The sequence below is a fragment of the Aliirhizobium cellulosilyticum genome (assembly GCF_014198105.1).
Lineage (GTDB): Bacteria > Pseudomonadota > Alphaproteobacteria > Rhizobiales > Rhizobiaceae > Neorhizobium > Neorhizobium cellulosilyticum.
This window is the reverse complement of sequence record NZ_JACIGW010000001.1, coordinates 1,512,023-1,536,665: the sequence shown is the minus strand read 5'-3', so window position 1 is coordinate 1,536,665 and position 24,643 is coordinate 1,512,023. Positions and strand designations below refer to the sequence as shown.

Here is a 24,643-nt window from a genome sequence, read left to right as displayed (position 1 = left end):
TTCCGCAATGCAGTGGAGATTTGCACTTTAGCAGTTTTGCATTCCCATCGGCTTGAATCGGAGAAATGAAATCTCCGATTGCAGTTGTTTTTTGAAACGATGGAATGTCGACCAACTCGATAGAGTATGGGAGCCTTCTATCATCAGAGATCTGGTGAGGAAGGGCTCATTCCATGGTGACAGGCAATTTGAACCGTCGACAGACACTTGGCTTGTTCGGCGCGGCAGCGGCCACTGCCGTCCTGCCCATCGCGGGAAAGGCAAAGGCGGCAGCCAAGGAACTGCGCATCGGCTGGCAGAAGAACGGCGTGCTGGCTCTGGCAAAAAGCCAGGGTGCGCTCGAAAAGCGTTTCGCCGATCGCGGCATCAAGGTGACATGGGCGGAATTCACCTCCGGCCCTCCGCTTCTGGAAGCGCTCGGGGCGGGCGCGCTCGATTTCGGCCCGACCGGTGACGTGCCGCCGCTCTTTGCACAGGCCGCTCGCGGCAACCTGCTTTATGTCGGTACCTATCGCGGCAGTTCTCAAGGTTCGGCCATCCTCGTCCACAAGGATAGCCCGATCCAGTCGATCGCGGATCTGAAGGGCAAGAAGCTGGCCTTCAAGCGCGGCTCCAGCGCCCACAATGTTGCAGTCAAGGTTCTGCGCAAGGGCGGACTTTCCCCCAGCGACGTGACGCAGCTCGATCTTGCGCCACCGGATGCGGCCGCTGCCTTCAAGAATGGTTCGATCGATGCCTGGTCGATCTGGGATCCCTATACGGCAATTGCCCAAGCCGACCCGCAGACCCGCGTGCTGACGACGGCGGAGGGTATTGTCGATAGCTGGAGCTATTTCCTCGGCAATGGTGATTTCGCTGCCGAGAACGGCGATCTGATCGTCGAGGTGATCGACGAGCTGAAAAAGGTCGGCGGCACGGCACAGTCGAATTTCGATGAGACGGTGAAGGCGATCGCCTCAATCACCGGCGTGCCGGAAAACGTCACCAAGGTCGTGCTGTCGCGCCGTGGGGCGGATCTGGGCGCGGTCTCCACCGTGCCGGATGCGGCGGTCCAGTATCAGCAGGCGCTGGCCGATGAATTCTACGATCTCAAGATCATTCCGCGAAAGCTGGACATCTCCGACATCGTCTGGCGCCCCAAGGCCAGCTGAGCCTGCGTCCGTCACAGACCAACCGAGATCAAGGATTTTTCACGATGAGCGATACGAAGAACCCCATCGATTTTCTCTGGTTCATCCCGACCGGCGGCGACGGCACCTATCTCGGCGGCAGCGAGCTTAACCGTCCGCCTGAAAACAGGTATCTGCGCGAACTGGCGCAGACTGTGGACAGGCTTGGGTTTTCCGGCGTGCTTTTGCCGACCGGCGTCTCCTGCGAAGAGTCCTTCGTGACGGCTGCCTCGCTGGCGCCGTTCACCGAAAAGCTTAAATTCCTGGTGGCGATCCGCCCGGGCACGGCGGCGCCGGCCTATTATGCAAGGCTCGCGGCAGCGCTCGACCGGGTATCGAACGGTAGGCTGCTGCTCAATATCGTCGTCGGCGGCAATCCGTCGGAACTAGCGGGCGACGGCATCTTTCTTGAGCATGACGAGCGCTACACCCATGCTGAAGAATTTTTCCAGGTCTTCGAGGATCTCGTCACCACCGGCCATGCGGATCTAGACGGCAAGCATATCAAGGCGAGGAATGCCAAGCTCGGTTTCCCGACCATTCAGCAGCCACGGCCACCGCTCTATTTCGGCGGATCGTCGGATGCCGGCATCGAGTTCTTCGCCGGCCGTGGCGACAAATATCTGACCTGGGGCGAGCCACCGGAACAGGTGGAGCAAAAGATCAAGGCCGTGCGCGCTGCCGCCGAAAAACGGGGCAGGGAGGTTTCCTTCGGCATCCGGCTGCATTTCATTGTCCGCGAGACCGACGAGGAGGCCTGGGAGGCTGCGGACAAGCTGATCTCCAGGCTCTCTGACGAGACAATCGCCAAGGCGCAGGCGCATTTCGCGCGCGATTCCGACAGTGTCGGCCAGCAGCGGATGGCGGCGCTCCACAATGGTCGTCGCGACAAGCTGGAAGTCTCGCCCAATCTCTGGGCCGGCATCGGTCTGGTGCGCTCGGGGGCGGGTACCGCCCTGGTCGGCTCGCCGAAGACGGTGGCGGCGCGCCTGCGCGAATATCAGGATCTTGGCATCGAGACGGTGATCGGCTCCGGTTATCCGCATCTGGAAGAGGCTTACCGCGTGGCGGAATTGCTTTTCCCGGAACTCGGCATCACCCGCGAGGAACAGCGTGCCGGTTTCGGCAATGAATTCGCGTCCGAAAAGCCGCTCTTCGGCGGCGGCGGCCACGCGACTATCCGTGCTGTTGCTGCATCCTGATAAGATAGCGAGGGCGAGATAATGACGGCAGTCGATACGTTTTCGGAAGGGCGCAGCCTGAGGCGCATCAGGGAAGACAGGACTTCTTCGGCGGCAATCGGCTATTCAGATCCTCCCAAGGGGTCGGCGGAGAAGGCTGCGCGGGCAAATGACGGGAAGCCGCTACGCCCGCGCAGCGTCTCCGGCGTAGCGCTTTTACCTTTTCTCCTGCCGGTGACATTGGTCATACTCTGGCAGGCGGGCTCGTCTTTCGGCTTAATCTCCGACCGGATCATGCCGTCGCCGGTGGCGGTGGTTGCGGCCTTTTGGGAACGGTTGCTCTCCGGTGAACTGGTCCGCGATGTCGGCGTCAGCGGCGCACGGGCGCTGAGCGGTCTTCTGATCGGCGGCTCGATCGGGTTCCTGCTAGGCATCGCCAACGGCGTGTCGAAACTGTCGGAACAACTGACCGACACGACGCTGCAGATGCTGCGCACGATTCCGCATCTGGCGATGATCCCGCTCGTCATCCTCTGGTTCGGGATCGGCGAGGAGGCAAAGCTGTTCCTCACCTCGCTCGGTGTACTCTTCCCGATCTACTTGAACACCTATCACGGGGTGAAGAATGTCGATCGCGACCTCATTGAGATGGGACGTATCTACGGCATGAGCGGCTGGTCGCTGTTCCGCAAGGTGATCTTTCCGGGAGCATTGCCGTCGATCTTCGTCGGCTTACGGTATGCGCTCGGTATCATGTGGCTGACGCTGATCGTCTCTGAATCGATCGCTGCAAATTCCGGCATCGGCTACATGGCCAATACCGCCCGCGAGTTCATGATGACCGATGTCGTCGTGCTGGCGCTGGTCATCTACGCGGTGCTCGGCAAGCTCGCGGACGTCATTGCCCGGACGCTGGAGCGCGCAGCGCTCTCTTGGAACCCGGCCTATCAGCGGTAAGGAGGAAAAAATGCCTGTTGGACCCTATCAATCACCGCTCGCCTTCATTTCGGATGTGGAACTCGATGCGCACCATGCCGCGCAGCCGGTGGACTATCAGGCCGCGCCGCAACCCGCTGGCCTGAAGCTGCGCGGCGTCGAGAAACGCTTCGGCGACAATCTGGTCTTACGCGGTCTTGATCTCGATGTGCCCGCCGGGCAGTTCCTGGCAATCGTCGGCAAGAGCGGTTGTGGCAAGAGCACGCTCTTGCGGCTCCTGGTCGGGTTGGACGAGCCGACTGGTGGCCGGATCGAATTCGTCGATGAGGAAGGCAAGGCGGTGGAGCCCAATTCCCGCATCGTCTTCCAGGAGCCGCGGCTTCTGCCCTGGTTCTCGGTGGCCGACAATGTGGCGGTTGGATTGGGCGACGGCGTGCCAAAGGCATTCGGGCGGCGAGAGGCCGAGCGGGCGCTCAAGGGCGTGCAGCTGTCGGAAAAGGCGAAGGACTGGCCGTCGAAACTTTCCGGCGGCCAGCGCCAGCGCGTGGCCTTGGCACGCGCTCTGGTCAGCCGGCCGGGCCTGCTGGCGCTCGATGAGCCGCTCGGGGCGCTCGATGCCCTGACGCGGATTGGCATGCAGGATCTGGTGACCGATGTCTGGCGCGAACTTGGCTTTACCGCCGTGCTCGTCACCCACGATGTGGCGGAAGCCGTGCATCTGGCCGACCGGGTGATCGTGCTCGATGAAGGCCGTATCAGCCTCGACCTCGAGATCCCGAGAGATCAGCCGCGCCGGCATGGCGATCCGGTTCTGGCGGAACTGGAGGGCAGACTGCTTGATACGATCCTCGGGAGAACCTGAGGATCGTATCTAGAGCATTTCCGCCTTTCTTTGAAATGCGAAACCGCTCTATCTCTTTGTTTTAACGCAATTCCGGACGCAAAACCGGTTCCCACTTTTGCTGGAATTGCTCAAAAAACAGGTCGGGCCGATCAGATCGATCGGCCGGCCCGTGCCAGGCCGTGTTCGACAAGCCGGTCAATGACTTCAGGATAGCTGACGCCGCTTGCGCCCATCACCTTGGAATACATGCTGATATCGGTGAAGCCGGGAATGGTGTTCAGCTCGTTGATAAGAATGCGCCCTTCCGAGGTGAGGAAGAAATCCGCTCGCGCCATGCCGTCACAGCCGAGCGCGCGAAACGCCTTGATCGCGAAGGCGCGGATCTCATCCTCGACATCCGGCGGCATCTGCGCCGGAACTCTCAGCGCTGCGCCATCCTCGTCGATATATTTGGCATCGTAGCTGTAAAAGCCGTGGCTCTCCGCCGGAACGATCTCGCCCGTTGTCGAGACGAACAGGCTGCCGTCCGGCGCTTCCAGAACAGCACATTCGATCTCGCGGCCCTTGATGAATTCTTCGGCGAGAAGCTTGCTGTCGTGGCGAAAACCTTCAGACAAGGCCGCGTCGTAACCGGCTTTCGTCAAAACCTTGCTGACGCCGACCGAAGATCCCTGGCGGGCCGGCTTGATGAAGATCGGCAGGCCGAGCGCCTGTTCCAGTTCCTCGAAAGCGGGTGCCGCATCCTGATAGATCGTCACCGAACGAGCCGCCGGAATGCCGGCCTCGTTGAACAGCCGCTTGGCGATATCCTTGTCGAGCGCATTGGCGGAACCGAGAATGCCGCAGCCAACTAGCGGTACGCGCGCCACTTCGGCAAGCCCCTGAACCGCACCATCCTCGCCATGCAGGCCGTGAAGCACTGGAAACAGGATATCGATCTTCGGCAGTTCGTATGCCGCAGCACCTTCGGGAAGTGCAAGAAGACGACCCTTGCCACCGGGGATCAGGGAAAGCTGGGTGCCGTTTTCCGGCTTTGAAAGCGCGCCGCCCTCGAACGCGCTGAGCAGCCATAGGCCTTCGCGACTGACGAAGACCGGTACCGCATCGTATTTTTGCGGATCGAGCGCGTTCATGACATTGGTGGCCGAAAGCACCGACACGTCATGTTCCGCCGAACGCCCGCCGAACAACACGGCAATACGCAACCTGCCTGAGTTTCCCGTCATGTAACCCTCTCCAGTCCGGCTCGTGGCCGGTATCCGATTCTGCATCGGTTTTTCACCCACTCCTTGCGACGCCGCAAAACGGGCTGTTTTGCGGCGCGCTGGCTATGGAGATTAGGAAAGTTGGTGTCAGAACGGCTTGATGACGGCGAGCGCCACGACGAGCACGAGACAGATCAGGATGACCGGCATGCCGATGCGCACGAAGGCGTTGGGGTCGAATTTCGGATCGGCAGCCATCTTGCGCATCGCAGCCTGCTGCATGCCGTGCAGCGCCGAAAGGATGACGACGAGCAGAAGCTTGGCATGCAGCCAGCCATTGCCGGCAAAGCCGATGTAACCGAAGGCAAGCCACAGGCCGAAAATCCAGGCGCCGGCAAGCGCTGCAGTGGTCACTGTGCGGTCGTATTTGCGTAGCGCGACGATCACGCCGACACGGATCGGCGGCGGCACCATCGAAATGACGAAGGCATTGATCAGCATGCCGCCGATCAGGAGGAAGTCGGAGAGTTGGTGCAGAGCCTTGATGACGAAATACAGCATTATCGATCACTCCAGATCATGGATTCGGTAAACCCGAGTTCAGCAAGATCCTGCGCTCGAAGCGCCTGTTCTGCCGGGTCGGATGGAAAGAATTCGTCCAGTTGCGGCGGCTTTACGCCCGTTGCGGATAACATCGCATGAACCTGTCCGCGATGATGTATCTGGTGTTGGAAGAGATGCAGAAGGATGCGGTCTGTCGGCTCGACCTGCATATGCATGTAGCGCGGGATGCGGACTTCGGCGCAAAGCGTGTCGTCCGTCAGGCTGCGACAGTGGTCGATGAGACGGTGATCGGCTGCGCGCTGTTCGCGGTCGAGATCGGCAAGGGCGGGAAACGGGATTTCCGGTTCGAAGGCGGAAGCACCCGGACAGTCGCCTTCGAGCGCGCCGATATAGAGCCAGTCGACGGTCAGGATATGGTTCAGCGTGTGGATGATCGACGGAAAGAAGTTTTGCCGCGGCGCGGCCAGCTCTTCGGAAGACAGCAGGGCGCAGGCTCTCAGCAGCCGGTGATTGGCCCAGGCGTTGTTGTATGCCTGGGCTATGAGGTAACGCTCCGGCGTCATGGGGCCGTTCTCCGTTGAGGCGAAGAAATTATCCCTTCAACTTCGCGATGACCAGATGGCCCGGGCTGGGATTGCCGTCCTGCATCCGCACGTTGATATCGCTCATTTCGACAAGTTCGAAACCGGTATCGGCAAGCCGTGCGCGGATATAGGCCGGCGAATGCATGAAGCGCTGATGCGGGCCGACCGTGTAGGTGCGTTCATCACCTTCCGGCAGGGATTCGGAGGAAAAGATGAACAGGCCGCCAGCGACCATGTTTTCGGCCGCACCGAAGAACAGCGGTTCGAGCGCACCGAGATAGGGAAGCACGTCGGTCGCGGTGATCAGGTCGAAAGGCTCGTCGTCATTGTCCTCGAGGAAATCCTCGACTTCGGCGACATAAAGCGTCTCGTAGAGATCCTTCTCATGGGCGATCTCGACCATGTTTTCGGAAATGTCGAGACCGGTAATGTCGTCGACCATGTCGCGCAGGGTGCCGCCGGTCAGACCCGTGCCGCAGCCGAGATCGAGCATGCGCTTGAACGGGCCGAGCTTCAGTTCCTGCAGGCGCTGGCGCACCAGAACCGGGACAGCATAACCGAGCTGTTCGACGAGGATGTCTTCGAAGCTTTCCGCATGCTGGTCGAACAGCGTTTCGACATAGGCGTCGGGCGCCTTCGGAGGCGCTTCGCCGCGGCCCATCGAGGCGATGCGAACGGCGGCACCACCATGATCTTCGGGATCGATTTCCAGCACCTGGCGATAAGCTTCGACGGCAGCATCGATCTCGCCGGCCTTTTCATGCGCGAGCGCCCGGTTATAGGCTTCCGCCAATGCTTCTTCGTCGATCTTCGCCATAACCATATCCTCGTTGTTGCCAGCCGCTTTACGTGTCGCGGCAGCGTTTGGCAATTGCGAGGATCACAGCCAAGCGCAATCAGTGCAGGATGATTTCGCCCTTCACCTGCCGCCACTCGCTGGCCGAGATCAGCTTGCGATGCACGTAGCGGACAGAATGGATCGGGCCTTCCAGCTTTTCCTGCCAGAATTTCAGAAAGCCGTTCATCTCCGGAAAGTCGGGGGCGAGATCGTAGTTCTGCCAGAGGTAACTCTGCAGCAGGGCAGGGTGATCCGGCATGCGGTAGAAGATCTGTGCGGTGGTGAGGCCGTAGCCTTTCAGCATCATTTCGAGTTCCGACATCTGCTGTTCCCTTTTTTCAATGACGCATTGTCTGCGTCATTGAAATGGGATCATGTCATGCTTAACGGAAGCTTGACAATTGTCGCTTTTGGCTGAAATTGATGGTTTATTTCAGCCTGTTAGCATCCATCGTCTGGGAGTGCTGCTAACGCATGTCTCCCGAACGTGCTCAACCGCTTCGGGGGGATCGCGACGTGCATCAGCGCACCAGATGGCGGGTCAGGCGCCGTTCGATGAAGTTCCACAGATGCCGCAGCGCTTCGACCATGGTGAGGTAGAAGATCGCAGCCCAGAGATAAGTCTGGTAGTCGAACGTCCGCGAGAAGGCGTAGCGCGTCTCGCCCATCAGGTCGTAGACGGTGACGATCGCAACGACGGCGGAACCCTTGATCATCAGGATGATCTCGTTGCCGTAGGGGCGAAGTGCCACGATCAATGCCTGAGGCAGAATGATCTTCCAGAAGGCGACGCGCTTGGAAATGCCGAGTGCGGCGGCACCTTCATGCTGGCCGACGGGAACACTCTGGATCGCGCCACGCAGGATTTCCGCCTGATAGGCGGCCGTGTTCAGTGTCAGCGAGAAGAGGCCGCAATACCAGGCCTCGCGGAAGAACCACCACAGGCCGACGGATTCCAGCTGCGGCCGGAAACTGCCAAGACCGTAATAGATCAGGAACAGCTGGGCGAGCAGCGGCGTCGAGCGGAAGATGTAGACATAGGCGTAGGCGATCGCATTCAGCACGCGGTTCTTCGACATGCGGGCAAACGCGATCGGCAGCGAGAGAACGGCGCCGAGCACGATGGAGATTCCGACCAGCGAAATCGTCGTCCATAAACCGTTAAGGTAACGCGGTCCGTAACGTTCGAATTTGGCCGGATCCCATCCCTCGATCACCATGCTGATCAGAGCCATGGCAAGCAGGGCCCAAAGGATCAGCACGCCAATGCCGACGACTTTCGCTGTCGTCAGAGGCCGGTGCAGCACTGCAGGTGCCGGGCGTGGCGGGATCATTTCTTTCGCCACGCTCATCGGGAAACCTCCGACCGCTTGGCCCAGCGCTCGATGAAGCCGAGACCGTAGGAGGAGATCATCGCCAGGATCAGATAAAGCAGGCAGGCCAGGAAATAGAAGAAGAAGGCTTCCTTGCTGACGCGCGCCGCAACGCCCGTCTGGCGCACGATATCTGAAAGCCCGATAACGGATACGTAGGACGTATCCTTCAGGAGGATCAGCCATAGATTGGTAAGACCGGGCAGGGCGATGCGGATAAGCTGAGGCAGAACGATCAGCACCATCGTCTTGCTGCGGCGAAGACCGAGTGCGTCACCAGCCTCATATTGCCCGCGCGGAATGGCGCGGAAGGCGGAGAGCAGCACTTCCGACGAATAGGATGAGAAAACCACCGCAAGCGCCACCATGCCGGCAACGAAGGCGTTGATCTCGACGCGCCCGTCATATCCGAAGAACGCCAGCACCGACTGGATCAACATCTGCGCGCCGTAATAGACAATGAACAGCGTCAGCAGTTCGGGCAGGCCGCGAAAGATGGTGGTGTAGATACCGGCGGCCAGCCTGAGCAGTTTTTCCTGCGACTGCGCGGCAAGCGCGATCAGGAAACCGATCAGCAGCCCGACAGGCAACGTGGCGAGCGCCAGCGAGATCGTCACCTTGACGCCGAAGGCGATTTCGTCGCCCCAGCCGGTGTCGCCACAGGAGACGAGGCCGGTGCCGCCGAACCAGGTGAAGACACCGGCGGGGCCGCAAAACGGGTCGAGTGTATTAAAGAGGGCGGAGAGCCATCCGCTCATAGGATCATGTTCCGGTTCATATTCCCCTGCGGCTTATGTCGTGCCGCTTTCAAATGCCAATTAAAAAGGAAAATTTTCTGAGGACAAGTGCTTGATGAAAATGAAAACGGCGGAAGGTGACCCTTCCGCCGTTTTTTTTAGCGATTGGACGGATTACTTGTCGCCGCCATAGACGTCGAAGTCGAAATACTTGTCCTGGATCTTCTTGTAGGTGCCGTCGGCGCGGATTGCCGCGATTGCGGTGGTGAACTTGTCTGCGAGCGCCTGTTCGTCCTTGCGCACGGCAATGCCGGCGCCCTGACCGTTGATTTCCGGATCGACCGGCAGCGGGGTCAGGATTTTGCAGCAGGAGCCGGCATCCGACTTCACCCATTCGGTGAGCACGACGATATCGTCGACAACACCGTCAATACGGCCGTTGGTCAGGTCGAGCTTGTATTCGTCAGCTGTCGGATAGAGCTTCTCATCCGCATCGGGGAAATGCTTTTCGACATAGTTGGCGTGGCTGGTCGAACCCTGCGCGCCGATGGCCTTGCCCTTCAGCGAAGCAGCAGTTGCTTCCGTCAGCGGCGAATCCTTCGGCACGGCAATTGCCGGAGGCGTGTTGTAATACTTCTTGGAGAAGGTGACCTGCTGCTGGCGCTCAGGCGTGATCGACATCGAAGCGATGATCGCGTCGAACTTCTTGGACTGCAGGGCCGGGATGATGCCATCCCAGTCATTGGTGACAAAGGTGCACTCGGTCTTCATCTGGACGCAGAGTGACTTGGCGATGTCGATATCGAAGCCGGTCAGTTCGCCGTTGGATTCCAGAACGTTGAAGGGCGGGTATGCGCCTTCCGTGCCGATGACCAGCTTGTCCTGGGCCGAAGCGGCGCCAGCAAAAAGCGAGATCGCCGCGATCGACGCGGCAGCAAACAAACGGGTGGAGATCTTCATAATTGTCCTCTCTGTTGGCAGGCCGGCGACGTGTTCTCGGTTTTTCGCAGCCGGCGAGGGGCATTTCGCAGCCCTTGTTTTTTATAGATACCGGCTCCGGCAAAATTGCAACGGCATTTTCTACGGCAACCTCGGGCTTCACATGCGTTTGACGTTTACGTCCAAACCCTGATGTCGCCAGAGGGTTCCTGGAGGAGATTGTTGCCGGAAGAAAATGCCTGACATCGCAGGCGGAGCTTTTTGTGATGCGCCAAGATGGCGCAGCCATAATTGCCGGATGAATACAGCATTCAAACACAGTTCAGACTTTGGTCCCGATGATACGGACCTTTGCAGGCGGCCATAATGGGAACCAAATTGGAACAAATACAGTTGTGGTGCCGCGAAAAACTGCCCGCAAGAGGTGGGCCTCAACAGTCATGATCATTGGGGCCGTCGCGAGCATCTAGGGACGAAAGCCAGAAGAAGGAAAATGTCATGTCGATGAAATCCAGATTGTTCGCCAGCGTGGCGGCGCCTGTTTTGTCCCTGCCATTGTTGATGCAACCTGCCTATGCCCTGCCGTCCGGTGTGGATCTCGGATCGGTGCAGCCGGCGGCGCCCGGTATCATTCGGGTGCAGGAGCAGGTTCCGGCAGAGGGCGAGGAGCTTCCGAAGCGCCGCAAGCCGCAGGCTGATCAGGGCGAAGGAGCTGAACGTCCGCGCGGCGAGCGCCAGCAGCGGGCAGAACAGCCAGAGGGTGAACGTCCCCAGCGTCGCCAGCAGCAGGCAGATCAGGGTGAGGGTGGTGAACGGCCGCAACCCCGCCAACGTGAACAGCGTGCCGAGCAGCCGGACGCCGAGCGCCCTCAGCGCCGTGAGCAGCAGGCAGATCAGGGTGAGGGTAGTGAACGGCCGCAACGGCGTCAGCAGAACGCCGAGCAGGCCCCCGATCTCCGTCAACAGGCAAAGCCGGATGCAGATCAGGCCGAACAGCCCAAGCCGCGCAAGGAACGCCAGCAGCAAGCGGAACAGCCGCAGGCTGAGCAGCCTCAAGGCCGTCCGCAGCAGGCCGAGCGTCCTCAGACTGAACGGCCGCAGCGTCAACAGGCAGATCAGGGCGATGCGATCCAGCCGCCAAAACCTCGCGCACAACAGAATGCCGATCAGGCACCTGAACCAAAGCCGACAGCAAAGCCGCCTGCACAGGCGGATGCGGAACAGCCCAAGCCGGGGCAGGAACGCCAGCAACAGGCGGAACAGCCGCAGGCCGAGCAGCCTCAAGGCCGTCCGCAGCAGGCCGAGCGTCCTCAGACTGAACGGCCGCAGCGTCAACAGGCAGATCAGGGAGATGTGATTCAGCCGCCAAAGCCTCGCGCGCAGCAGAATGCCGATCAGGCGCCGGTGCCCCAGCAGCAGCCGGGCCAGCCGCCCAAACCTGCCCGACAGCAGGCTCAGGACGCGGACAAGGCACCTGATCAGGCGGTGAGCGGTGGAGAGCGCAATCAGCCGCGTCCCGTTGAGCAGAGCGCCGAGCAGCCGAATCTTCCGGTCGAAAACGGAGCCGCCGTGCTCGACAGTGCCAAGGAACAGCGGCCGGATCGTGCGCAACGCGGCGGTGACCGTCCGCAGGATCCGAGCCGTCCGGACAGACGCGGAAATCCGAGCGCGCCAGACCAGCAGCAGGCACAGGAACGCGCGGCTCCGCCGCCGCGTAACGATGCAGACGCGCAGGCCAATGATCGTGTCACCCGCGAAGACCGGGAGCGCTGGCGCAACCAGCGTCGCGAGCTGGTAGAGGAACGCGGCCAGCGTATCGATGGCCGGCCCGATTTCGAACGGCCGCGCGGCTGGGATGTTTTGGGCCCGATCGGCGACGCCCTTCTGGGACAGAACCAAAACCAGGATCGCAATCGTGACCGTGGCCGCGACAGGAATTGGGATCAGGACCGTGACGATGGTCGCGTTATCATCTCGATCGACAACCAGACCTATGTGCGCCACGACGACAGCCGCCGCTTCTACGATGATGGAGGCCGTCCGGAATATGAGCGTCTGGGCGACGGTCGCTATCGCGAGGTCGTCGAACGCAACGACGGTACCCGCGTGGTGACGATCCGCAACCGCTATGGCGAAGTCGTCCAGCGTTCGCGCATCGTCCGTGGCGGTCGGGAGTATGTGCTCTATTACGCACCGGAGCTTCTGGAAGACCGTCAGGACTATACCTGGCGCGATCCGGGTGACGACCTGCCGCCGATGCGCCTTGGCGTGCCGATTGACGACTACATCATCGATACATCCAGCCAGCCGGATCGCGACTATTACCGCTTCCTTGAGCAGCCGCCGGTGGAGCGGGTCGAACGGCCTTATTCGCTCGATGAGGTCCGTTATTCGGCCCGTATCCGCGACAAGGTTCCGCGTATCGACCTCGATACCATCACCTTTGCCACGGGCAGCGCCGAGATTCCGATGAACCAGGCAACCTCGCTGCGCAAGGTTGCAGACGCGATCAACAAGGTGCTGGAAAAGGATCCGTCGGAAACCTTCCTGATCGAAGGTCATACGGATGCGGTCGGCTCGGATGAAAGCAATCTAGTCCTTTCGGACAAGCGCGCAGAATCGGTGGCTGTTGTCCTGTCGGATGCTTTCGGCATTCCGCCCGAAAACATGACGACGCAAGGTTACGGCGAGCGGTATCTGAAAGTGAGTACCGAAGCGGCAAACCAGGAAAACCGCCGCGTGACGATCCGCCGGATCACGCCTCTCGTAAAACCTGTCGCCTCGAACCAGTAACGGATCGGACAGGCAGGAATTGGAAGCCGTCGGCCAATCGGTCGGCGGCTTTCAGCGTTTTGGAAGACCTGTGATGTCGATGATGAAGTCGGCAATGGATGCCGTGTCGTCGAGCTCGAAGACGGGCAAGGTTTGCAAAGCGAGCGAGTGATCCGTGGCGATCGCAACGATATGGGGATCAATCGGTGCCAGAGGCTCGCGGCTTTTCGATTCCAGCCGGCGCAGTTCTATCTTCGGGATGGCCTCGTGCTTGTAGCCCTCTACGAGTACGAGATCACAAGGTGCCAGCCGTGAAAGGATTTCGGCAAGCGTCGGCTCAGCTTCGTCTCGCAGTTCATGCATGATCGCAAAGCGCGTTCCCGAGACAATTGCCACTTCCCCGGCGCCCGCCTCCCTGTGCCGAAATGAATCCGCACCGGGCTTGTCGATGTCAAAGTCATGATGCGCGTGCTTGACGGTGGAAACGCGATAACCGCGGGCGGTAAGCTCCTCAACCAGACGAACGGTCAGTCCCGTCTTTCCAGAATTCTTCCAGCCGGAAATCCCGAAGGCGGGCGTGGTGTTCATTCAAGGCTCTCCGTAAAGGCCGCGGCTTGGGTAAGCTCTTCTGGTGTGTTGATGTTGAAGAAGGGATCAAGCAGGCCGCGGCGTGTCTGAAGCGACGGGAAATCGATAGTCACCATGCGGTGACGGCTCAGGAACCCATTGATACGGCGATTATCGTTATCAATCAGCCAGTGTTCGAGATCCTCCGCAAGAGCGATCGGCCAGAGGCCGAAAACCGGGTGACGGCGCTCCAGTGAGGTGGCGATGACGATGGTTTCCGGATCGGAACAGGCTGCGCTGAATTGCAGCACAAGATCTAACGGCAGAAAAGGGCTGTCGCACGGAACGCTGGCGAAATGCGACACTTCTGCGAGCCGGCGGGAATAATGGCGCATCCCGGTAAGGATGCCGGCGAGTGGTCCTAGCTGTCCGGCGAGATCATCTGCAAGATAGCGATAGCTCTCAAACCCCGGGAAGGGGGCATTGGCGTTGACGGCGAGATCCGATACCTGAGGAGCCAGTCGCCTAATGACATGAGCGAGAACGCTTTTGTCGCCGAGCGGAAGCAGCGCCTTGTTCGCTCCCATGCGGCTGGAGCGGCCACCGGCAAGAATGAGACCGGGCGGGCGCATCCTCAGCCACCCGCCGTGGGCGTCACCGCCTTTTTGGCCGTATCGATGGCGCGGCGGCTTTCGCGGTAGAATGTATAGAGGCCGGAGCAGATCACGACGGCTGCGCCCAGGAGCACTGTCATGCCCGGACGCTCACCGAAAACCAGGACCCCGATGAGGAGCGCCCAGATCAGGCTGGTATAGCGGAACGGCGCAATGAAGGAGATTTCTCCGCCGCGCATGGCGAGGATGATTGCCTGATAGCCGCAGAATACCGCAATCGCCGTCAGCGCCAGAAGCAGCCAGTTGAAACCCGAAATCGGGTGCCATCCGCCTGTCGGGCCGACGAGAACAAAGCCGACGACCATGATGATGAAGGAGGTGAAGAGGGTCACGTGGATGGTCGGGATTTCCGTTGCGATCCTGCGTGTCACGAGATCCCGGCAGGCGGTGAAGAAAACCGCTGCAAGCGGGAACAGCGCGTCGCTGGAAAAGCCTTCAGGTCCCGGCTGGATGATCAGCAGCACACCCAGGAAGCCGACGATGATGGCGCTCCAGCGCCGCCAGCCGACCGGTTCGTGAAACAGAAGCGCAGCCCCGAGCGTAACCGCAAGCGGCAGCGACTGCATGATCGAGGAAGCCGAAGCGAAATCGATCCTGGCAAGCGCGTTAAAGAAGGACAAAGTTCCGCCGAGTTCGCAGGCGGTGCGCAAAAGCACCAGCGGATGGGTGAAGGCGCGTAGCGAGAATTTGGCGCGCAGGAGAATGGAGACCGCAAATACGAGTATGGTTGTCAGAACCCCACGTACTGCCATGATCTGCGGAATGCTGAGGTCGTGCGTCAATGCCTTGACCATCGCGTCATTGCAGGAAAACACCGCCATCGCGGTCGCCATGAGCAGCGCACCGCGCGTGTTATCCGACAATGCCATCCCGATTCCTCCACCCTTTGCGTCCCGTCTTTACGTGATCGGCAAGTTTGCTGCCAGCAGATTTCCATCTGATTTTTCCGCGCGCAAATGTCGCCGGCTGCCATTAACGGTTGCTCAACCGAAAGTGGCCATCGTGTGCAGATGTTCCCGCATGAGGCTGGAATCGCTCCGTTGTGCACACATGCAATCGTGCCTTCAGCGCAGCTAATGACGGGGAAAAAATTGTTTATCGATCGACTTTTGCAAAGCCGGAAAATTGTAACCAAGGTTCTTCTGTTCGTTGTTCCTCTCGTTCTGCTGATCGCGGGCGTGGGCCTTGCCGGATATTACACGGCCAATACTCTGAATGGCCATATGACCGTGACCCGCGCCACGATTGAGAACATCGGCGATTTCGAGCGCCTTCAGTCGAGCTTGCAGGAATATTCCGCTACGCCGAATGAAAAGACGCTTTCGGCACTAAGAGCCGATATCGATGCCCAGGAACAGGGCGTCGGTGTGCTTGAGGGACTTCTGACAAGCGAAGGGGATCGATCACGGGTTGCACCGGTTATGGGGCTCGCCTCGGCAATGCGCAGTCATGTCGATGCGCTGTGGGCCGTCAAGCTGCTGCGGGACGAAACGGATGCGCAGATGGCCAGCGCCGTGACGGAAATCGATACGCTCGGCACGGAAGTGGAAGCGCAGGTGGGCAGCCTGCGCAAGCAGAGCGCCGGCAAGGAGAAATTTGCCAAGGGCATGTTGCTGGAAGCCTATGCCTATAACGCCATTTCGGGCAGGGTCTCGGACTTGCGTGAAGCAATGCGTCGTGCCGAAAGCGACGATGCGGCCATCAATACGGCCAAGCTCTACCTCAGCCCATTGGAAGAGGAATTCGCAAAGATCAGCACTCTCGTATCGGAAAAGGCGGGCAAGGCTTTCGATCCGGCGCGACAGGCCGCCGCCAGCTTGAAAGCGACCATTGCCGGCGACGCCCCGATCGCCGACAAGGCGCAGGCGGTGCGTGTCGGAACAAGTGCACTCATGCCGATACAGCGAGATTTGGATAATCTGTCCAACAGCCGGGCCGTAACGGCGGCTGAACGGTTTGTCGGTCTTGAAGGTGATGTGGCCGTCCAGCGTGAGCTGCTTGCCCAGACAGAGGATTCGCTGCGCAGGATCGATGAGCTCAAACTGCTTGTCGAGCGGATGAGCGGTACGATGAGCGAGGCTTCGCAGAAGCCGCTTCTTGAATCGACGGCGGGTTTGCGTACCGTCTCGGCGCGTGTTTCTGAACTTGCCAAGACCAACTTCACCATGGCTGGCTTTGCTGTGAAGCTGGAGCCGCTTCTCGCATCGCTCGACGCCGGATCGACAAAGCTGATCGTGATCGCTTCCGACTGGCAGAAGAAGAGGGCGGAAGCCACGGCCACTCTGACCGGCGCAATGGCCGGGCTGAAGAATTTCGTTGCCCAGGCTCAGGAAGTCGGCAAGGAAGATAGCGAACGGTCGGCAAACCTTTCGGTCGTCGCCATGGTGGTCGGTACGATATTGGCGATCGCTGGCGGCCTGATGCTGGTCGAGACATTGCGTGGCCCTCTGCGCCGGGTGACCGAAGTGATGAAGCGTCTTGCCGACGGCGACCTCGAAGTTTCGATCGAAGGCCGCGAGCGTGGCGATGAGATCGGTGACATGGTTCGTTCCGTTACGGTATTCCGCGACGCTGCGAGAGAAAATGTTCGGCTGGAGCAGGAAGCCGCCGCCGCCCGGGAGCTCTCCTCGGCGGAAGCAGAACAGCGTGCCGGCGAACGTGCCCGCATCGCGGCCGATCAGCAGCATGCGTTGACCGCGCTCTCGGGCGTGCTCGGCAATCTGGCCGAGGGCGATCTGGCAACGGGGATGGACGAAAATCTCCCGGCAGATTTCGTCATGATGGCCAGAACCTATAATCAGGCTGTCGATGCTCTCCGTGCGACTTTGTCCGAAGTCGGTTTTGCGGCGCAGGAGATCAATGGCGGTACGGCCAATCTTTCCGCCTCCGCCGACGATCTGGCGAAACGCACGGAACAGCAGGCGGCCGCGCTGGAGGAAAGCTCTCGGGCTTTGCGCCACTTGAGCGGTGTTGTGCGTAGCACCGCTACCAATGCCCGTCAGACGTCTCAATCGGTCAACGAGACCGAAGAGTTCGCCGTCCGCTCAGGCGAGGTCGTGGCACGCGCAGTCAATGCCATGGGCGAGATCAGCCGCTCCTCCGACAAGATCAGCCAGATCATCGGCGTCATTGACGAGATCGCCTTTCAGACGAACCTCCTGGCGCTGAATGCCGGCGTCGAGGCTGCTCGCGCTGGTGAAGCAGGCCGCGGTTTTGCTGTTGTCGCCCAGGAGGTCCGCGAACTGGCCCAGCGCTGCGCGGGTGCGGCTCGCGAGATCAAGCAGTTGATTTCGGCAAGTGCAACGCAGGTCGAAAGCGGCGTGCAGCTCGTCGAGGAAACCGGCGAAGCACTCTCCAGGATCATTGCTCACGTCACCGATGTTCGAAAACTGGTGGCACAGATTTCCTCGGCTGCCGCAGAGCAGTCGACTGGCATCACGCAGGTCACGCAGGCTGTCAACGACGTCGAACTGATAACCCAGCAGAATGCCGCCATGGTCGAGGAGAACAATGCCGAAATACGTGGCCTGCGTCACCGGGTGGAGGATCTGACCCAGAAGATCGGCCGCTTCAGGACCAGCGACAGCAGCGGGACCTATTACCAGGAGCCTCAGCCGCGTTTGCACCGTAGCAGCGCCGCATGACGTGAAGGCAGATGCCCAGAATCTCGTGAAACTTCAAAAGCCGCCGCCAGACACGACGGCGGCTTTCGAGGCTAAGGCTAAGCCCGCATCTCGCCGCATTTGCGTAAAAAGGCTGGAATCGCGGATCATCATCCGGTAGTTGTTGATCATGACAGGGGCGTCCGGCGAAAGCCGGGCTGAGAAGTACCCTTTGAACCTGAACCAGATCATGCTGGCGGAGGGAGTCGTTCGGGTCTTCGTTCTTGACGTCGTATCCCCACGTCGACCTCCGCCTCAAAAGGAGGCGCAGATGGCAGACGATTCCGCTCAATCATTGAAACCCGGCGCATTGCTGGCAGCGATGCGGCAGAAAAATCCATTGGTGCAGAACATCACCAATTTCGTCGCGATGAACATTGCCGCCAACGTGATGCTGGCTGCGGGCGCATCGCCTGCAATGGTGCACAGCCCGGAAGAGGCGGCGGAATTCGCAGGCATAGCGGCGGCATTGACCGTCAATATAGGGACCCTCTCGCCGGACTTTTTCGACGGCATGAAGCAGGCCGCCGAGGCTGCAAGCGAAGCGGGAAAACCCTGGATACTCGATCCGGTCGCGCATTTCGCGACCGCCTATCGGCGTGCCGCAGTGTCCGCGCTTCTGGAGCACAGGCCGACGGTAATCCGCGGCAACGCTTCCGAAATCATTACGCTTGCCGGCGAGCATGCATCGGGGCAGGGGGTGGATTCGGGTGACAGCGTTGCTTCCGCGCAGGCTGCTGCCCGCGCTCTTGCCATTCGTCATGGCTGTGTCGTCGCAGTGACTGGGGAACGGGATTTCGTCACCGACGGTCATCGTGCCGTTCATGTTCTCGGTGGATCTGCGCTGATGCCGAAAGTGACGGCGCTCGGTTGCTCGTTGACCTGTGTCATCGGCGGTTTTGCAGCAACCATGCCGGACAAGCCGTTTGAGGCAACGGTTGCGGCGCTTGCCTTGTTTGCGTCAGCTGGCGAACTGGCGGGACGGGACGCTCATGCGCCGGGTTCCTTTGCCGTGCGTTTCCTCGATCTGCTTGCGGAGGTGACCCCGGATGCCGTTGATGCCGTAGCGCGGGTGATACCGGCATGAAGCAGTTCGACCTTTCCCTTTATCTGGTGCTGGACCCGGATCTTTGTCGCGCGATCGGCATGGTCGAGACGGCGCGACTTGCCGTGCTGGGCGGGGCAACGATGGTGCAGTTGCGCGACAAGCAGGCAACGACCGTAGAGATGATCGCGACGGGCCTGCAGCTGAAAGCTGCCCTTTCAGGGACCGGCGTGTCGCTGATTGTCAACGATGATGTGGAGGCCGCGCTCGCGATCGGTGCAGACGGTATTCATGTCGGGCAGGAAGACATGAATGCGACGGAGGTTCGAAAGCGTGTTGGCGATAGGCTAATCCTTGGTCTCTCCGTAGAGACGGAAGATCTGGCGCGACGGGTTGATCCGGCGGTGGTTGATTATGTCGGCGTCGGCCCGGTCTTTGCGACCGGCACGAAGCCGGATCACAAGCAGCCGATCGGTTTTGAAGGCCTTGCGCGGATCGTGGCGGCATCCCCGATACCCGCAGTGGCGATCGGCGGCGTCAAGGTTCAACATGTCGAAGAAATCTTTCGCGCAGGGGCAAAGGGTCTCGCGGTCGTATCTGCCATATGCGGATCGCCCGATCCCCAAGCTGCCACACGATTGATCGCCGATAAAATTGCGGAGGCAAAGAAATGACGATTCGCAATGTCTTGTCGATTGCCGGCTCCGATCCATCCGGCGGCGCCGGCATACAGGCGGACCTCAAGGCATTTTCCGCCCGCGGCACTTATGGCATGGCAGCGCTGACGGCGTTGACGGCCCAGAATACGCAGGGCGTGACCGCCATTCATGCGTTGCCTCCGGAGTTCGTTCGCGCCCAGATCGAGGCGATTTTTGCCGACATAAGGGTCGATTCAGTGAAGATTGGCATGATCGCCAATGCGCAGATTGCGCGCACCGTTGCAGAATTGCTTGAGACCCATGCAATGGGTATTCCGATCGTGCTTGATCCGGTGATGGTCGCAAAGGGTGGCGCTCCGCTTCTTGCCTCCGATGCCGGTCAAGCGGTTATCGACCGGCTGCTGCCGCTTGCTTCCGTCATCACGCCGAACCTTCCCGAAGCTGCAGTCCTGCTGGGCGAGAATGAGGCTAAGACACGGGCGGAAATGGCCAGCCAGGCGACGGGTTTGCTGCAGCAAGGACCGGGTGCCGTGCTGATCAAGGGAGGCCATCTCGCCAGCGACGACAGTCCGGATGTACTGGTGGATGTTGGTGGCGTGACCTGGTTTGAAGGGCCGCGAACGACGACAAGGAACACCCATGGCACCGGCTGCACCCTGTCGAGCGCCATTGCCGCCGAACTTGCCAAGGGACGATCCATGGTGGAGGCGGTGAAGTTGGCGAAAGCTTATCTGGCCGAGGCTATAAACGCTGCCGACACCTTATCGGTCGGCAGCGGACACGGGCCGGTCAATCATTTCGTCGAGCTGTGGGAGGATGAGGTCACCCGCCGGTGACGCTCATGTGTCGCGCGACCGCGGGGCGTTTGTGAGTGCGGTCGATGATGAAGTCATGGCCTTTCGGCTTGCGGGTGATCGCTTCATCGATAGCATTGGCGAGGTAATCATCATCGTCAGAGCCGCGCAAGGCGGAACGCAGGTCCGCGGCGTCGTTCTGGCCGAGACACATGTAGAGCGTGCCGGTGCAGGTGAGACGTACGCGATTGCAGCTTTCGCAGAAATTATGCGTCATCGGCGTGATGAAGCCTAATCGTCCATTTGTTTCCTTTACCTCGACATAACGGGCGGGACCGCCTGTCTTGTAAGGAATTTCGGAAAGAGTGAACTGCTCTTCAAGGCTTTCCCGAACCTGCGACAGGGGGAGATAGCGGTCAGTGCGGTCCTCTTCGATCTCGCCCATCGGCATGGTCTCGATCAGCGTCAGGTCCATGTCCCGGCCATGTGCGAAACGGATCATTTCCGGGATTTCATGCTCATTGAAATCCTTCAGCGCCACGGCATTGAGCTTGATCTTGATCCCGGCTTTCTGGGCAGCATCAATACCGTTCATGACCTGACGGAAATTGCCCCAGCGGGTGATAGCCTTGAATTTCGCTTCGTCGAGCGTGTCGAGCGAAACATTGATGCGGCGCACACCGTTGTCATGAAGCTCTTGCGCATAACGGGCAAGCTGCGAACCATTGGTCGTCAGCGTCAGCTCATCGAGCCTTCCTGCATCGATTTGTTTTCCAAGCGCCTCGACCAGGAACATGATGTTCTTGCGCACAAGCGGTTCGCCGCCTGTGAGTCTCAATTTGCGAACACCCTTCGCGATGAAGGCGGAACAGAGACGTTCCAGCTCTTCGAGCGTCAGCAGGTCCTTCTTCGGCAGAAAAGTCATATTTTCTGCCATGCAATAGGTACAGCGGAAATCGCAGCGATCCGTCACTGACACACGAAGATAAGTCACCGCACGACCAAACGGATCGATCATCGGTGCCTGGGCCGATGCTGGATTGCCGAACAATGGTGGGGTAACGATGGAATTCAAGTCAATATACTCCTGATTGCCGGAATCTGGTGGTCATCATCGATGACGTCAAGCTTTATACCGACAAAGCGGATGGCACTTTGATCAAAACGGCGCGACGCGCAGGGTTGCGGCGAATTGATGAAATCCATAATCCTGAGCGGGTGAAATTGGAAGAGCGGATATGACCGAGGTTTCGAACGACAGCTGGCCCACCGAACTGCGTGTGGCCGAAGACAAGCGGACGTTGACGGTGACATTCGACGATGGAGCGCGTTTTGCGCTGCCCGCCGAGCGGCTGCGCGTTCTCTCGCCCTCGGCCGAGGTTCAAGGCCATGGTCCAGGCCAAAAGGTGACGGTTCCCGGCAAGCGTATGGTGGCAATCCGAAATTTGGTTGCGGCCGGAAATTATGCCGTGCGAATTGCTTTCGACGACGGACACGACAGTGGAATTTTCACCTGGCGTTATCTGCGCGAGTTGGGAACGAATGGTGACGATCTTTTTCGACAATACGAAGAGGATCTGGCTGCTAAGGGCCTGAGCCGAGACGGCGCGCGAGCGCGTTAACAGGATAAGCAAGGGGAAAAGCGGGTGGCGGCAGAATCGAATGCAGGTGAACTGGTACAGGTCGTGGCGCTTTTGGGCGCAGGCGTTATCGCCGCGCCGCTGTTCAAGCGTATAGGGCTTGGCTCGGTTCTCGGTTATCTGGCGGCAGGCCTGGTTGTCGGCCCATTCGGCCTGAAGCTGGTCTCCGATCCACAAGCCATCCTCCACATTGCCGAACTCGGCGTGGTCATGTTCCTCTTCATCATTGGGCTGGAAATGCAGCCCTCGCGCCTATGGAGCATGCGCAAGGATATATTCGGCCTCGGCGCACTTCAGGTTTGCGCCTGTATTGTGGCGCTGATGGCGATTGGAATGGGGTTTGGCCAGACGGCTCCCGTTGCCTTCGTGGCAGGGACAGGTTTCGTCCTGACATCGACGGCAATCGTCATGCAGATGCTGCAGGAGCGCAATCATCTGCATACCCCGAAAGGCCAACATATCGTCTCGATCCTGCTCTTCGAGGATTTGGCCATTGTACCCCTGCTGGCGATTGTCGCGCTCCTTGCTTCGCACGGTGAGACCGTATCCATCATGGAACGTTTCCAGTCTGTTGCTATCGGCTTCGCCGCGCTGGTGGCTCTCGTTCTTGCTGGACGTTATCTTCTCAACCCCTTTTTCCGGTTGTTGGCCAATTCCGGTGCCCGTGAAGTTATGACGGCAGCCGCCCTGCTGGTGGTGCTGGGGTCAGCGCTGCTGATGGATTTCGCCGGACTTTCCATGGCCATGGGCGCCTTCCTTGCTGGCGTTCTCCTGTCCGAATCCTCTTTCCGGCATCAGCTTGAAGCCGATATCGAACCTTTCCGGGGGATATTGCTCGGCCTGTTCTTCCTGGGCGTCGGCATGGCGGTTGATCTCGCAGTCATCGCCGCGAACTGGCAGCATGTCGTTCTTGCCGTGATCGCCTACATGATCGTAAAGGCACTGGTAATCTATGGTGTTGCCCGCCTTCTCGGTACGCCTCATCCGGAAAGTGTCGGCCGTGCGATCCTGATGGCGCAGGGCGGTGAATTCGCATTCGTGCTCTATGCCGCTGCGACATCGGCCGGCATTTTCGACGCAGAGACGAATGCAGTGCTGACCGCAACGATCGTGCTGTCCATGGTGGTCACGCCGCTGGTCGTGGCTGTTTATGTCCGAATTGCACCCAAGCCGCAGGTCGACACAAGCGGGCTTGACGCGCCGGAAGATATTGCGGGCACTGTGCTGATGATCGGTTTCGGCCGTTTCGGCCAGATCGTCAGCCAGCCGGTGCTGGCGCGCGGTTATACGCTGTCGATCATCGACAAGGATGCCGAATTTATCCGGGATATCGGCGATTTCGGCTTCAAGGTCTTTTACGGGGACGGTTCCCGCCCGGAAATCCTCCACGCCGCGGGGGCAGCGACCGCAAAGGCGATCCTCATCTGTATTGACGACAAGGAAGCGGCCATCAAGATAGCCGAGATCGTCAAGGATGAATTTCCCATGGTGCCGCTGCTTGCCCGTGCCTATGACCGCGGCCACGCGATAGATCTCTTGAAAGCCGGCGTCGACTACCAGATTCGGGAGACCTACGAATCGGCGCTGAATTTCGGCACCGAAGTGCTGAGCGTGCTTGGCGAGGAGGAAGAACTGGCAGCCCAGATCATCGAGGAATTTCGCGAGACCGATCGCGAGCGTTTCGCACTAGAGCAGATCGGTGGCATCTATGCCGGTCGCTCGCTGATCAAGGGCAACGCACGTCCCGCCGACGTCATTGCCGCAAGAACGGGACGGCAAAGAGAGCAACGCGCGGCAGAACAGGCCGCCGCGCAGGAGGCTGCAACGTGAATGACGAAACCATGATCATCCGCTCGATCGAGGAATTAAAAGCGATCTATGGCGCTTCGAGCGAAGCGTCGACTGCCAAGGTGACGACAAAATTGACGCCGGAATATCGGCACATGATCGAGATCTCTCCGTTCGTAGCGCTTGCGACGGTGGGCCCGGAAGGTCTCGATTGTTCGCCGCGCGGCGATATTGGCGGTGTTGTCAGGGTCGAGGATGAAAATACGCTGCTGCTGCCGGATTGGCGCGGCAACAACCGTGTCGATTCGCTTATCAACATCGTTCGCGATCCTCGTGTCGCCCTGATGTTCCTTATTCCCGGTTCGACCACCACAATGCGCGTCAACGGCAGGGCAGTCGTTTCCGCCGAGCCATCTCTCCTGCAGAGCTTCGAGATGGATGGCAAACATCCGCGAACGGTTGCGATCGTCAGCATCGATGAGGTCTATTTCCAATGCGCCCGCGCACTGATGCGATCCGAGCTGTGGAATGTCGATCGTTTCGTCGACCCGACGACTTTGCCGACGCCAGGGCAATTGTTGAAGGCGGCAAAAGCGGATTTCGACCGGGAAACCTATGATCGTGAATGGCCGGCGCGTGCGGCCAAAACCATGTGGTGAGTGAGAGATATCC

25 protein-coding genes and 1 riboswitch are annotated in these 24,643 nt (G+C 59.8%); of the genes, 13 read left to right on the top strand and 12 right to left on the bottom strand.

What is annotated here, in order from left to right; genetic code table 11:
- The first annotated feature begins 173 nt into the window (after positions 1-173).
- Genes GGE33_RS07205 through GGE33_RS07190 form a run of 4 tightly spaced genes read left to right on the top strand, consistent with a single transcriptional unit; the run spans position 174 to position 4,148 of the window.
- Complete coding sequence (locus tag GGE33_RS07205) at positions 174-1,151, top strand: aliphatic sulfonate ABC transporter substrate-binding protein (protein ID WP_183821737.1); 978 nt, start codon at positions 174-176, stop codon at positions 1,149-1,151.
- Between the two features lie 44 nt (positions 1,152-1,195).
- Positions 1,196-2,371: an FMNH2-dependent alkanesulfonate monooxygenase gene (gene ssuD / locus GGE33_RS07200; RefSeq protein WP_183821736.1), complete on the top strand. Its 1,176-nt coding sequence runs from the start codon at positions 1,196-1,198 to the stop codon at positions 2,369-2,371.
- Positions 2,372-2,392: 21 nt separating this feature from the next.
- On the top strand, positions 2,393-3,307 hold the full coding sequence (gene ssuC / locus GGE33_RS07195; protein ID WP_183821735.1) for an aliphatic sulfonate ABC transporter permease SsuC: 915 nt from the start codon (positions 2,393-2,395) through the stop codon (positions 3,305-3,307).
- Positions 3,308-3,317: 10 nt separating this feature from the next.
- The gene (locus tag GGE33_RS07190) at positions 3,318-4,148 is read left to right on the top strand and encodes an ABC transporter ATP-binding protein (protein ID WP_183821734.1); all 831 of its coding nucleotides are present in this window, start codon (positions 3,318-3,320) and stop codon (positions 4,146-4,148) included.
- Between the two features lie 131 nt (positions 4,149-4,279).
- Here GGE33_RS07190 and GGE33_RS07185 read toward each other — a convergent pair whose 3' ends face one another.
- The 8 genes from GGE33_RS07185 to GGE33_RS07150 all read right to left on the bottom strand — a co-directional run bounded on the left by GGE33_RS07185 (position 4,280) and on the right by GGE33_RS07150 (position 10,391).
- Positions 4,280-5,356, bottom strand: coding sequence for a D-alanine--D-alanine ligase family protein (locus GGE33_RS07185; RefSeq protein ID WP_183821733.1), 1,077 nt, complete (start codon positions 5,354-5,356; stop codon positions 4,280-4,282).
- A 126-nt stretch (positions 5,357-5,482) separates the two neighbouring features.
- A complete protein-coding gene (locus GGE33_RS07180) occupies positions 5,483-5,896 on the bottom strand; it encodes a CopD family protein (protein ID WP_183821732.1) in 414 nt (137 codons plus the stop codon).
- Entirely contained in the window at positions 5,896-6,462 is a 567-nt protein-coding gene (locus GGE33_RS07175) for a DinB family protein (protein WP_183821731.1), read from the bottom strand. Before GGE33_RS07175 ends, GGE33_RS07180 begins: the two co-directional genes overlap by 1 nt.
- Before the next feature lie 28 nt (positions 6,463-6,490).
- Complete coding sequence (locus GGE33_RS07170) at positions 6,491-7,306, bottom strand: class I SAM-dependent methyltransferase (protein ID WP_183821730.1); 816 nt, start codon at positions 7,304-7,306, stop codon at positions 6,491-6,493.
- Positions 7,307-7,379: 73 nt separating this feature from the next.
- Positions 7,380-7,643 carry an usg protein gene (locus GGE33_RS07165; RefSeq protein ID WP_183821729.1) on the bottom strand — a complete coding sequence of 88 codons (264 nt, stop codon included), beginning with the start codon at positions 7,641-7,643 and terminating at the stop codon, positions 7,380-7,382.
- 199 nt (positions 7,644-7,842) lie between these two features.
- Positions 7,843-8,673, bottom strand: a complete 831-nt coding sequence (locus GGE33_RS07160) for an ABC transporter permease (protein ID WP_148148483.1) — start codon at positions 8,671-8,673, stop codon at positions 7,843-7,845.
- Entirely contained in the window at positions 8,670-9,452 is a 783-nt protein-coding gene (locus GGE33_RS07155; RefSeq protein WP_183821728.1) for an ABC transporter permease, read from the bottom strand. The genes GGE33_RS07160 and GGE33_RS07155 overlap by 4 nt, the downstream gene beginning before the upstream one ends.
- A gap of 153 nt (positions 9,453-9,605) precedes the next feature.
- Complete coding sequence (locus GGE33_RS07150; protein WP_183821727.1) at positions 9,606-10,391, bottom strand: ABC transporter substrate-binding protein; 786 nt, start codon at positions 10,389-10,391, stop codon at positions 9,606-9,608.
- 477 nt (positions 10,392-10,868) lie between these two features.
- Here GGE33_RS07150 and GGE33_RS27910 point away from each other — a divergent pair, with 477 nt between their 5' ends.
- Positions 10,869-13,163 (top strand): OmpA family protein, encoded by a 2,295-nt coding sequence (locus GGE33_RS27910; RefSeq protein ID WP_183821726.1) that lies wholly within the window; start codon positions 10,869-10,871, stop codon positions 13,161-13,163.
- A 51-nt stretch (positions 13,164-13,214) separates the two neighbouring features.
- On the opposite strand, the gene mobB is transcribed toward GGE33_RS27910, so the two are convergent.
- Genes mobB through GGE33_RS07130 form a run of 3 tightly spaced genes read right to left on the bottom strand, consistent with a single transcriptional unit; the run spans position 13,215 to position 15,252 of the window.
- Positions 13,215-13,730, bottom strand: coding sequence for a molybdopterin-guanine dinucleotide biosynthesis protein B (mobB, locus tag GGE33_RS07140; protein WP_183821725.1), 516 nt, complete (start codon positions 13,728-13,730; stop codon positions 13,215-13,217).
- Positions 13,727-14,341, bottom strand: coding sequence for a molybdenum cofactor guanylyltransferase MobA (gene mobA, locus GGE33_RS07135; protein ID WP_183821724.1), 615 nt, complete (start codon positions 14,339-14,341; stop codon positions 13,727-13,729). The genes mobB and mobA overlap by 4 nt, the downstream gene beginning before the upstream one ends.
- Before the next feature lie 2 nt (positions 14,342-14,343).
- A complete protein-coding gene (locus GGE33_RS07130; protein WP_183821723.1) occupies positions 14,344-15,252 on the bottom strand; it encodes a DMT family transporter in 909 nt (302 codons plus the stop codon).
- A 207-nt stretch (positions 15,253-15,459) separates the two neighbouring features.
- Here GGE33_RS07130 and GGE33_RS07125 point away from each other — a divergent pair, with 207 nt between their 5' ends.
- The 4 genes from GGE33_RS07125 (at position 15,460) to thiD (ending at position 20,585) form a co-directional block, all read left to right on the top strand.
- A complete protein-coding gene (locus GGE33_RS07125) occupies positions 15,460-18,027 on the top strand; it encodes a methyl-accepting chemotaxis protein (protein WP_183821722.1) in 2,568 nt (855 codons plus the stop codon).
- A 143-nt stretch (positions 18,028-18,170) separates the two neighbouring features.
- Positions 18,171-18,267, top strand: a riboswitch (TPP riboswitch).
- A 49-nt stretch (positions 18,268-18,316) separates the two neighbouring features.
- Positions 18,317-19,132, top strand: a complete 816-nt coding sequence (thiM, locus tag GGE33_RS07120) for a hydroxyethylthiazole kinase (protein WP_183821721.1) — start codon at positions 18,317-18,319, stop codon at positions 19,130-19,132.
- The gene (gene thiE / locus GGE33_RS07115; RefSeq protein WP_183821720.1) at positions 19,129-19,764 is read left to right on the top strand and encodes a thiamine phosphate synthase; all 636 of its coding nucleotides are present in this window, start codon (positions 19,129-19,131) and stop codon (positions 19,762-19,764) included. The genes thiM and thiE overlap by 4 nt, the downstream gene beginning before the upstream one ends.
- Positions 19,761-20,585 carry a bifunctional hydroxymethylpyrimidine kinase/phosphomethylpyrimidine kinase gene (gene thiD / locus GGE33_RS07110; RefSeq protein ID WP_183821719.1) on the top strand — a complete coding sequence of 275 codons (825 nt, stop codon included), beginning with the start codon at positions 19,761-19,763 and terminating at the stop codon, positions 20,583-20,585. Before thiE ends, thiD begins: the two co-directional genes overlap by 4 nt.
- On the opposite strand, the gene moaA is transcribed toward thiD, so the two are convergent.
- The gene (gene moaA / locus GGE33_RS07105; protein ID WP_148148513.1) at positions 20,572-21,561 is read right to left on the bottom strand and encodes a GTP 3',8-cyclase MoaA; all 990 of its coding nucleotides are present in this window, start codon (positions 21,559-21,561) and stop codon (positions 20,572-20,574) included. The genes thiD and moaA overlap by 14 nt on opposite strands.
- 86 nt (positions 21,562-21,647) lie before the next feature.
- Between moaA and GGE33_RS07100 the strand changes: the two genes are divergently transcribed.
- The 4 genes from GGE33_RS07100 to GGE33_RS07085 are packed head-to-tail and all read left to right on the top strand — an operon-like array spanning position 21,648 to position 24,630.
- Positions 21,648-21,785 (top strand): hypothetical protein, encoded by a 138-nt coding sequence (locus tag GGE33_RS07100; RefSeq protein WP_183686127.1) that lies wholly within the window; start codon positions 21,648-21,650, stop codon positions 21,783-21,785.
- Complete coding sequence (locus tag GGE33_RS07095) at positions 21,782-22,165, top strand: gamma-butyrobetaine hydroxylase family protein (RefSeq protein ID WP_148148472.1); 384 nt, start codon at positions 21,782-21,784, stop codon at positions 22,163-22,165. The genes GGE33_RS07100 and GGE33_RS07095 overlap by 4 nt, the downstream gene beginning before the upstream one ends.
- Before the next feature lie 24 nt (positions 22,166-22,189).
- Positions 22,190-24,013, top strand: coding sequence for a monovalent cation:proton antiporter-2 (CPA2) family protein (locus GGE33_RS07090; protein ID WP_148148471.1), 1,824 nt, complete (start codon positions 22,190-22,192; stop codon positions 24,011-24,013).
- A gap of 11 nt (positions 24,014-24,024) precedes the next feature.
- Positions 24,025-24,630, top strand: coding sequence for a pyridoxamine 5'-phosphate oxidase family protein (locus GGE33_RS07085; protein WP_183822434.1), 606 nt, complete (start codon positions 24,025-24,027; stop codon positions 24,628-24,630).
- The last annotated feature ends 13 nt before the right edge of the window (positions 24,631-24,643 follow it).